Genomic DNA, 9,788 nt, shown 5'->3' on the forward strand with positions numbered 1-9,788 from the left:
TCGACGACAGACAATGTTTTGCGCATGGGCGGGGAGATCGGCGCAATACTAAAAATTGGGAACGATGGCAAAGTTAGTTGCGTAAATGCTTACTGGGGTAAGGGAGATGGGAGGATTCGTGATCTCAATGGCGAAATCCGGGATGGCATCGCAATGAAAGAACTGTTAGACGTTGACTTTAGGTAATCGAATGGGCGTAAAAACCGGAACCTCAGTTTTTTCGAATCTTTGCTCATTCAACAGGCTAGCGGCTACTTGCGGGCGGCGAAGGGGCGCTGTTCGGCCGGGTCTGCAGTAAATAGGGCTGGTTGCGCGAGATTTGGGAAAATGCTGACATTGAGTGATACGCAGCGGACTGACGGCCCGCCTCGATGACATCTGTCCGTCACGAGGGCGCGCGACGCCAACCGTGAGAGAAATGCATCTTGCTCCGGGCAGCTAACCGCTCGCGATGGTCTGCCTGCGGGCAGCACCCGGCCCACTTTCGGCCGGCTATCCGCAGGAGCAAGACCTCGACAATTCATCATGACCTCCGGCGTTCCACTCCGCAAGAAGTCCCAGCGAGCGCACCTTGTGCCCCTAGAGCCGCAGTACCACTTCGCTCGGCGCGTGCTGTACCGCCGGTTTCGCGGCGAGCTGTGTTAGGCCGACAGGATCAACCAAAAAACGATACAACATCTTATGGGCGAGCTGCCCCTCAAGTCGTGCATCCGACTGAAGAAGTACAAGTCGTTCCGAGGGAATGCCGGAAAAACAGCTCCGACCTCCTGAAGCGAAATCTTGACGCGTCGCATTGGAATAGGAAGTGGGTGACGGCCGTGACCGAGTTGAACGTCGGTGGCCAGAAGCTTTATCTTTCTCCGGTCCTTGATCTCTACAATGGCGAAATTGTTGTGTACGAGATGGCGCGATGCCCGCTATTCGACATGATCAACACGATGTTGAAGAAGGCCTTCGCGAAGCTTGGCCCGCGTGACAAGCCGGTCCTGCATTCGGATAGTAAGAATACAGGTACCAAATGTTTCCGTGCAGTCACCATTTCGAAAGAGGGGGCTTTCGGGAGATGTCTGGTGCCGTAGAGCGTTCCGGACGACCTGACCCACATTCCGATCGACTAAATGTCTTTCCCTGGACCCGTCGGCCCTCTGGAACTGCCGAACGGCGAGGTTTCACCTCGTCGATACGTGTGACTCAAGAAGGGCCTGACGCCCTCTCACCTTACTGTCTTGTCGAGCTACTCGATGCCAGTGAGATCGCCCATATCCTATCGGCAACCGGAGCGAGGCTGTATGAAAGAAGAACAGGCTACTGCTGGCCGCGCAGCATCGCAGGCGGCGTTGATACGCATAAGGATCTGCATTTCGCGCCTGTCGTTGACGAACATGATCGCCGTCGCGGCAGCGAATGTTTCCCAACCACGCGACACGGCTACGAGCAGATGTTGCTTTGGATGCGCCCATTCGGTGAGATTGTGCGGGTCGGTGTCGAGTGCACCGGAGCTATGGCGCGGGCTTACTGCGCTAGCCGCAGCAGGCCCATGTAACTGTGCTGGAGGTGACCGAACCGGATAAGAGCGACCGGCGCAAACGTGGCAAGGACGATACGCTGGACGCCTACAACGCGGCTCATGCTGCCTTCGCCGGCGTGCGCACGGTCACGCCCAAGACGCGCGATGGCATGAGTGAATCGCCGCGCGTTCTGAAAGACTGCCGGAAGACGGCCATTTCGGTGCGTCGCGTCGCTTTACAGCTGATCCATAGCACCATCATCAGCGCGCCCGATGAATTACGTGAATCAATACGGGCGATGACACGAACGGAGCTCATCCGAACATTGGCTGCGTGGATCCGTCCGACTATCGGAACCTGACCTCTGCTTGCCGAATTGCACTGAAGTCTCTTTAGAAGGGCGTCCAGGGTTGGCAATACCGGATGCCTGTCTATAACCGCCTGCTGAAGCAAAAGAAAGTGAGGCAGAGCATGGCGCGCAAAGGAAATTGCCTCGACAACGCCACGATGGACAGTTTCTTCGGAACGCTCTTCCACTTGAACAGGTTTCGCAATTATTGACGAACTGCAAACCGGCATCAAGGACTACATCCACGATCACAGCCATGGTCGGATTAAGCTAAGATGGCAAGGACTGAGGCCACTTCAATAAATGATTAAATACAAGTAGGACTGACGTCACCACGTCCAACATTCCGGGGTCGATTCATTTGATCGTGTCTACCTCTTCGGATCAAGATAAGGCAATGCTGATCAAGCCGTCTAAGCGCGACGGTCGCGATGGCGCATGTGTTAACTTTTCGAATCCCAATGAGGATGGTCGTCTACAATTGTGGCGCTCCTGAGCCTTGCTTCGCATCCCTGCAACACCCGAGCCACCTCGGCGAAGATTCTGGAGCGCATGTTGCACACTCGTTTTGTGCAGCACTGGTTCAACCTTGCCGCCCTTGTGTGCGAAGAGGCGCTGTAAGGCAGCCCCAGCATGCGCCGTTCGGCGGGCATTCAGCTGGGCAGCGAGACCGTTCCAGACCCGGCGACGCTGCTCAAGTTCCGGCACCGGCGGGCGGCCGTTGCCGCGCTTCGGGTAATACGGTTTGCCCCAGTTCGGGCCCACGGCACGAGCATGTTCATCTCATCCAGAAGGCCTCGCGTCTTCTGCTTTTACCGTTGCATGTCCACGCTACCGCGCATGACAGCCATGAATGGCGGACTTGATCAGCACTGCCTTAAATGCTTTGCAAGCATGTCTCGGCCAGCAGCCACGCCTGCGGCGAATCCGGAGCGAGTCCTCACCAGACGCGCTGAAAACTCTCCATTCTCACAGCCCAGCTGCGCTTCATAGTACTGCCCACACCACTTGAGGCTACGGCTGTTCCGCTCGCCAATCCTTCAGATGCCCGTCGTCACTTCTATCGATCAGCTGGCTTGAGGTCCGTCCTCTCCCGACATCTCCTGTTCCTGTGTGCCTGCCCGAGTACTCGAGCAAAACGGCCAACATCTCGCACCCGCGCCGGCTTCGGATATCCGCCAAGTCCGTCCAAAACGGGCCGAAAAAACGGCTACCGGTTGACCGCCCCACCTAACCGTCACTCCGTTGCGTCCGGCTTGCAATTCGAGCCCGTGTCTCGGCAACAATCCTGAATGTTCGCCAAGCATCGCCCTAGCCAGCGGCCTCCTAGCGAGGCATTCACAGCCTCCTTAATAGCCCATCGATCACCTGCTTCGCACTGCGCTTTGTTCGTATGTGTCGTCTTCTCCGGGAACGAACTTACCAGCCTCCACCGCCTCCGTTGGAGGGGGCAATTTCAACCATCTTGGCCACGGCCGTCCCCGGTTATCGATCGTCCAAAGTTCCATCCTCACCGGTGCCAATAAGCTGGCTGGAAACAGGTCCTCTCGCGCGAGGGGACATTGTCCCGCCCCGTCCGCATCGGTTGGCCGCGTCTCAAGCTTGCAACGGATCCGTCCAAAGCACGACGAGGGCGCAACTCGGGTTCGATCGCCCGGCTCGTTCATATTCGCTCCGATCTAATGGGCAAACGGGGGCTCCCAGTTCTCGGTGTACTTCGTAGGATTGCGATTTTCCGCAATCGCAAAATGCCTTGCGGATGATGCACCTCTGAGTCATATCGGACCAATCTCGCGTCTTGGCTCCCGCGAAAAAGTCGCCTGAACCGTTGAAGCACCATAGTCTCCGCGTCGGACGAAACTGGCTCGTTGCTTGCTCATATCTTCGCGTATCCGACCGGCCGACCTGCGACCAGATTGATGCCGACGGGGTATCCCTAAGACGCCGGTCAAGGACGGCGCAAGAGAAAAAAGAGGAGAAGCGGAAGATGCGGTCTTTCACTCACACGCAAACGGTTCACGGTGCACAGTTCGCCTTGCACGATCCGCCGAATATGAGTCGGTACGATCCCTTCTCGGCTCGCGTCCGGCCGCTCACTTGCGCAGCGTCGGGACACCATTTCCGACAGCGCCCTTAGTCAAGATTGAATCACTTTTACGTTAGGCATCCCGATTCAGGAGGTAGACTATGGAATCTATCATTAGCCACACTAAACCATTCATTCGCTACGAAGACGGATTGGCCGCCATCGAGTACGGCATAATTTCCAGGCTCAATCGCGATCGTCGATGTCGTCCGAGTCACCGCTGTCTGCACCAACCTCGCCGCGAAGGTGATTTCCATCGCCACCAAGCTCCAAATAGTCCAGACGGAGCAGTTGGCCTTCGGCGCGAGCGACGTGTCCGTCATCGCAAAAGATGAAGTGTACTGCCATCAGGATCGGCTTTCCACGGCATAGCGTCCAGTTGAACCGACCGAGAATCCATGACGCAGAGTCCGCGGCGTACCATTGCCGCGAAACAGACTCTAGTGAGCAAAGGTATCGGCTCAGCACACAAAATATCAAACGACGATTATCCGAGTAGAAAGGATCGCTTCGGTTGGGCCGCCCGCCCTTCCACGCCGGCGGCCGGCTACCTCGCGAAACGCCACAAAAAAATACGGGGACTCCGCATGAACATAGTTATTGCCGACACTCACCCGATGACTAGGGTCGGTGTAGAACACGTACTCGCGAAGGCGTTTCATTCCGCGAGTGTGAATGTCCTGCACGCAGGAAATGTGTCTGAACTCTATCAGACGCTCGAACGAACATCCTGCAATTTGCTGATCTGCGAATACGTTATGCCAGGATCGCCTTCGGACGGACTTGTCCTGATGGGTACAATCCGCCGGCGCAACCCTAGCTTGTCGATCGTGCTGTTCACCGCGATCGACAGCCTCGGACTAGTCAAATCTGCGGTCGTTCGTCTCGGTATTGATTGCCTCGTCAGTAAAAATGATGGGCCGCTCCATCTCGTCGAAGCGATTAATGCCGCCTGCGCAGGTCATCCATACGTCTCGCCCAGCTTTGCTGCATGTGACCGTGATGCCGCGCGTAGGACGGGAATATCGAACCCGGCTCGACTGACTCCACGAGAAGCGGAGGTCATTCGGCTTTTTGTCTCTGGACGCACAATCAATGAGATCGCAGCAATCCTGCATCGGAGCAAACAGACAGTCAGCGCACAGAAGCGTGCCGCACAGATGAAACTGGGTGCACCTCGGGATATGGATCTGTATCGGTTTATCGTTCAGCAAGAATTGACACTGCCTGTTGGTAAAACGTCATGAGACTTCTGAGTGCAAGCAGTTGGCAATTCTTACTGCCCCTTAAACGCGGGCAACGTCGCGAAGTGTGGCTTTTCGCTGTTTCTGGACTTCTGACCCGCTGCGCGCGCGAGCCGAAGGCGCCCGGCCAAGCAACGCGCGCACCGACCGCTGCCCAGCCTGAAGATCCGGAGCCAACCAAACCTACTGGCCGCAAGCCGGAGTTCGTTGTGTTCGCCAGCGACATGCAGCTGATCTCGCGGCCGCAAGGCGACGTCACGATCCAGACAGACGGCAGCAATAAGGAACTGAAGCCCGAACAATTCCGCGCACTGATGGCGCTCGTCGAGCGGCGCAAATGGTTTCTTGGTGATCTCTCGTCGGCTTGCGTCCCCCAGACGGCGAGCTTTGGAGGCGGCTTCCACAGCACCCGCCTTTTTAGGATTCGTATGGAGCAAAGCAGGCAAACGCCGACTCTCTGGAAACTGCTGGCAATCTGCAGGCAGACGGCATCTCGCTTCGTGAAGCTTTCGGTTGACCCGTGCGCATGTGCGCGCCGCTGGGCGTCGGCGAGCGACGCACAACAGGAAGGAGCTTGCGCCATGAAAACGATCTTCATCTTCAGCGACTCCCGGCCGACCGACGACTTCGGCGCGGTCACGGCTTTCGGCGAAGACGGTCTGTGCGTCGCGCGAATTAGGTTCGATGCCTTCAGCCAGCCGCACTGGCAGTTCGCCATAGGTGTCGAGCACTCGCTCCGCAAGGACGCACTGATTGTCATGACGACCACTCAGGAATCGTCCATTGCTGTCCTGCCGGTCGAATCGATCCGTCGATCGCCGACCAACCGGCGTAAGCGCTTCTCCGCGTCAGCGCATGCGGGGATGGCCGCGAGCGTACGCAAGCACGGCGTGATGCAGCCAGTATTGCTGCATCCGTGGCCAGAGGAGCCGGGTCTATTCGGGCTCGTGTGCAACGAGCACCGTTATCGCGCCGCCGAAGCCGCTCAGATTTCCGACTTTCCAGCGCTCGTGAAAGATCTGAGCGACGACGAAGTGCTGCATATCCAAATCATCGAGAACCTCGAGCGCAAAGACCTGCTCCCGTCGGAAAAAGCCGACGGCTACAAGGACCTCGCCGATCGTGACTACACACTCGAGCAGATCGCCGAGAAAGTCAGCCAAACACGCTCATATTTCGCGCCGCGCCTCAAGCTGTGCAGCTTGCACGCGTCGTCGCGTAAGCTGTTCTCCGACGATCTGCTCAACGCGAAGACGGCGCTAATCGTCGCCCGGCTTCCGATCGAACCGCAAGACCAGGCGGCGAAAGAGATTACGGCCAAGCGCTGGAAGGGCGAGCCGATGTTCGTCCGTGAAGTGTCGGAGCACGTTCAGCACCACTACGTGCTGCGTCTCGGCAAGATGCCAATCAAGATCTCGGACGCGGAACTCATGTACGGCGCCGGAGGATGCAGACCACGCCGGGAGCGCACCGACAATCAAACGGATCTCTTCGGCGATGTGAAGAGTCAGGATATTTGCACGGATCTAGGCCGTTACAAGAAGCGCGCAGAGGCCGAGGCGACTGGTCGCACTGTGATTGCCGGCAAGCAAGCAAATCAGGTCAAGCCGCATGAGTACGGTCAGATAACTAGCGGCTGGGTTGACCTCTATGAGCATGGCTACGACGATCGAAGGCCCTGCACCTATCTCCAGATTCCCGGCCCACAGGGCGTGAAGGCCGCGGCATTGCTTGAAGATCCGCACAGCAGAAAGCTCGTCGCCGTCATGCGGAAGCCCGACTTGAAGAAGCCTCTAGCCTACAGGAGAAGTCAGGCACGCAGCGCTGGTGCAGCGCGTTCGAGCCAGTCTGCCAAAAACGCGACGAAGAAGGCGGCTGATGCCCATCGTGAAGAGCTCTTCCGGCAAGGTCGCGCGAAACACGAAGGTACGGGGCTCGGCGACTTGGACCTGAAGATTGTCGCCGTAACGTTCTATCGCCGGCTTTGGGGCGAGAAGCCAGCGCGGATCACGAAGCTTTACGACTGGGGGCCGAAGGCGCTCAGTGAGGCTGATGCCGCCAAGAAGTCAGAGTTCGAAGAGGACGATCCCGAGGTGCTTGGCCGCCTCGTCATGGATATCGAGCTTATCGATGCATCGGTTGTGCCCGGATACGCAACTTCGTCGAAGTCCGAGCTACTAGAGGCGATCGCGCGCGTACGCGGCATCGCTCCAGCGATCGGGAAGGAACTGGAAGCAGCGGCCAAGCAAGCCGCCGCGAAAAAAGGGGCAGTTGGGGAGGCACCAGCAAAAAAATCCGCTCGCCGCCCGCCAGTGGCAAAGAAGGCTCCTGCAAAAAAGTTCCCCGCAAAGAGGGCTGCGGCCGCGCCGAGGTCCATCAACAAAGATGAGGCAAAAGCCGCGTGGTCCTTGCCGTCCGGCAGCCGTTCATGAACGAACAGCTGATCGCGCTTGCACGCGCCGCAGGCCTAACGGTCATTCTCAACGGCCGCATCGGCCGGGAGGAATACCACAGCGTCTCGGGCCCGATTAGCGCGTTGGAACGTTTCGCTGAGGCTTACCGCGCGGCCGCCGAGCACGGCGCCGAAGAGACGAAACACGACTGAATCTGCAGTACCGGGCGCGGCCGGAGCACCGCGCGACAAACCAACCTGAGGTAGATCATGAAGCGCATCAGCATTGCACTCGCAACAGCTCTCGCACTCGCGACGGCACCGACCGCGTTCGCCGGCAATGGTAACGGAAATTCCGGCAGCACCACCTATTCGACTAGCGGCGGCTTCGGCTCGTCGTCGAGCAGCTCTGGCGGCTCGCAGGCCGAAGCCGGCCAGAACGGCAACGGCTATTCCTCGCAGTGGAGCAACTCGGCTGGCGGTGGCTATGCCATCGGCGGCACAGCGATCGGATCCGGCGCCGTCGGCGGTTATGGTTTTAACGCTGGCGGCGGCCTGTCGGCATCTGGCAGCTATACGGCCAGCACGTCGAACGCATCCGCGGGCGGATACACAAGTGGTTCGGGTTATGGCTCGAGCAAGTCGGGTGTCGGCACTGATGCGAGCGGCTATGGCTACACCAACCTCGTCGGCAGCTATTCCTTTAGCCACTAAGCAAGAAGGCCTTCGATACCGGAAATATCGAAGGCCGGAACTACACACCTTGGGGGTGTAACGATGAACACGAAATTCACCGTCGCGTTGATTCTAGCACTGGGAGCCATAGACCATGCGCAGGCTCAATCTTCGGCAACGGCGACGCAATCCAGCGCGTCGACGTCCACTGCACAGGGCACGATCCAGTTCTCCCAGACTCCGGAACATACGAGCGAGACCGTTCGGAATGTTTCGGCACCCGTCCTCGGTGCTTACGCGTCTTCCTTCTCTCAGATGAATTGCGGGCAGACGACGCAGGCCGGCGTCGCATTCGCCGGCTTCTCGGCAGCAGCTGGTTCATCCAACAGTCTGCTCGACTGCATGCTCGAGGTCGCCGCGGCCGAGACCGTGCGTCAGTCGACGGTCACCGATGACCAGGCAGTCAAGGCGAACCTGCAGAAAGCAGCGGTGTTGATCCGCTGTCAGGTCAGCAAGGAAGTCTATGACGCGTACCGTGCCGCCGGCTTTGACTGCTCGCTCAAACCGTCGGAACTGCGGTCGCGCACCGACACCCAGCCGGCTAACTACAGAGTGGCAGGCAACTGATGAAAGGCAAACCGTGCCGCCGCGACGCGTTCCCCGACGCGGCGCGCGCATATGTCGGCTCGCGAGTGCCTACGCACAACGCGACGCACGAACTGTGCGTCCAGTTCATCGAAATGCACGCACAAGATCGGGGCGAGCGATCTGTCCGTAAGCGACTGGGGCTGACCATTTCCCCGTTCGCGCGCGCGTCGGGCATGATGGTGATGGCGTATAGGAGTCCGTGTAGATCAAGGGAGATCGTTTCCCCGATCGGCGATCGTGGGCCCGATCCATCAATTCTATCCAAATCTACCCGGTTGAGAGTGCGGGCGGGGTGAGGGGTTTCAGTTTGTCAGCCACATTCCAAGGCAGCAATTTGTCGATGCGAGAGGTCTTGTGACCAGCGTTGTGGGTCAGGACGTATTCGAGGCAGGCACACGGGTTGATCCCGTTGGGCTTGCAGGTCCCATCAAGCTATACATCGCGGCCGCCCGCACGCCCCCCCCGTCGGAGCCGACGAACAGATAATCCTTGCGTCCGAGCGCGACACAGCGCAATGGGTTTTCGACAAGCACGTCGCTGAGCTCGGCCCGACCGTCCTCACAGTAGAAAGTGAGGGCTGCCACGTGGTTGGCGAGTCGTTGACCGCCTTGTCGAGCGCTGACTTCGTCGACAGCGTCGTGAGTTTTTGGCCTGATCGTCGTTTCGAATTCCACGAGCAACGGCTTGCTCTTCTCCCGCCTCACGCGCAGACGCTCGTCTGGCACCTTGCTGCGGATGTCGGTGTCCATGCTTGCTGTAGAGCTCGCCGATCATCTCGAGCAGCTGCTGGCTATCCGCAGTCCGCGTGCGCGTGAACATCGTAGATGTACCTCCTCGCGTGATCCCAGCATGCCGCTTCGTGGATCTCGCCGCTTCCATACGGGTT

At 58.6% G+C, this 9,788-nt stretch carries 9 protein-coding genes and 4 pseudogenes; 10 read left to right on the forward strand and 3 right to left on the reverse strand.

Going from position 1 to position 9,788, the window contains the following annotated elements:
- The 5 genes and pseudogenes from P0D80_RS47415 to P0D80_RS51970 form a co-directional block, all read left to right on the forward strand.
- On the forward strand, positions 1 to 186 hold a 186-nt coding region (locus tag P0D80_RS47415; protein WP_408295004.1), incomplete at its 5' end, for a hypothetical protein.
- A 468-nt stretch (positions 187 to 654) separates the two neighbouring features.
- Positions 655 to 998: pseudogene (locus P0D80_RS47420) on the forward strand (DDE-type integrase/transposase/recombinase); the annotation flags it as partial.
- Positions 999 to 1,285: 287 nt separating this feature from the next.
- Positions 1,286 to 1,901: pseudogene (locus P0D80_RS47425) on the forward strand (IS110 family transposase); the annotation flags it as partial.
- A gap of 12 nt (positions 1,902 to 1,913) precedes the next feature.
- Positions 1,914 to 2,160, forward strand: a pseudogene (locus P0D80_RS47430) (IS3 family transposase); the annotation flags it as partial.
- Positions 2,161 to 2,400: 240 nt separating this feature from the next.
- Positions 2,401 to 2,562, forward strand: a pseudogene (locus P0D80_RS51970) (transposase); the annotation flags it as partial.
- Positions 2,563 to 4,129: 1,567 nt separating this feature from the next.
- On the opposite strand, the gene P0D80_RS47435 reads toward P0D80_RS51970, so the two are convergent.
- Positions 4,130 to 4,291 carry a hypothetical protein gene (locus P0D80_RS47435; RefSeq protein WP_408295007.1) on the reverse strand — a complete coding sequence of 54 codons (162 nt, stop codon included), beginning with the start codon at positions 4,289 to 4,291 and terminating at the stop codon, positions 4,130 to 4,132.
- 50 nt (positions 4,292 to 4,341) lie between these two features.
- On the opposite strand from P0D80_RS47435, the gene P0D80_RS47440 reads away from it, so the two are divergent.
- From P0D80_RS47440 to P0D80_RS47460, 5 genes are all read left to right on the forward strand, one after another.
- On the forward strand, positions 4,342 to 5,190 hold the full coding sequence (locus P0D80_RS47440; protein ID WP_408295010.1) for a response regulator: 849 nt from the start codon (positions 4,342 to 4,344) through the stop codon (positions 5,188 to 5,190).
- Entirely contained in the window at positions 5,187 to 7,619 is a 2,433-nt protein-coding gene (locus P0D80_RS47445; protein WP_408295013.1) for a ParB/RepB/Spo0J family partition protein, read from the forward strand. The genes P0D80_RS47440 and P0D80_RS47445 overlap by 4 nt, the downstream gene beginning before the upstream one ends.
- Complete coding sequence (locus P0D80_RS47450) at positions 7,616 to 7,792, forward strand: hypothetical protein (protein WP_408295016.1); 177 nt, start codon at positions 7,616 to 7,618, stop codon at positions 7,790 to 7,792. The genes P0D80_RS47445 and P0D80_RS47450 overlap by 4 nt, the downstream gene beginning before the upstream one ends.
- A 57-nt stretch (positions 7,793 to 7,849) precedes the next feature.
- Positions 7,850 to 8,293 (forward strand): hypothetical protein, encoded by a 444-nt coding sequence (locus P0D80_RS47455; RefSeq protein ID WP_408295019.1) that lies wholly within the window; start codon positions 7,850 to 7,852, stop codon positions 8,291 to 8,293.
- A gap of 63 nt (positions 8,294 to 8,356) precedes the next feature.
- Positions 8,357 to 8,881, forward strand: coding sequence for a hypothetical protein (locus tag P0D80_RS47460; protein WP_408295022.1), 525 nt, complete (start codon positions 8,357 to 8,359; stop codon positions 8,879 to 8,881).
- 288 nt (positions 8,882 to 9,169) lie between these two features.
- On the opposite strand, the gene P0D80_RS47465 is transcribed toward P0D80_RS47460, so the two are convergent.
- Both P0D80_RS47465 and P0D80_RS47470 read right to left on the reverse strand, forming a co-directional pair.
- Positions 9,170 to 9,307 carry a hypothetical protein gene (locus P0D80_RS47465; protein ID WP_408295028.1) on the reverse strand — a complete coding sequence of 46 codons (138 nt, stop codon included), beginning with the start codon at positions 9,305 to 9,307 and terminating at the stop codon, positions 9,170 to 9,172.
- On the reverse strand, positions 9,274 to 9,651 hold the full coding sequence (locus P0D80_RS47470; protein ID WP_408295025.1) for an IS66 family transposase: 378 nt from the start codon (positions 9,649 to 9,651) through the stop codon (positions 9,274 to 9,276). Before P0D80_RS47470 ends, P0D80_RS47465 begins: the two co-directional genes overlap by 34 nt.
- Positions 9,652 to 9,788: the final 137 nt, after the last annotated feature.

The sequence above is a fragment of the Paraburkholderia sp. RL17-373-BIF-A genome (genome assembly GCF_046030175.1).
Taxonomy (GTDB): Bacteria; Pseudomonadota; Gammaproteobacteria; order Burkholderiales; family Burkholderiaceae; genus Paraburkholderia.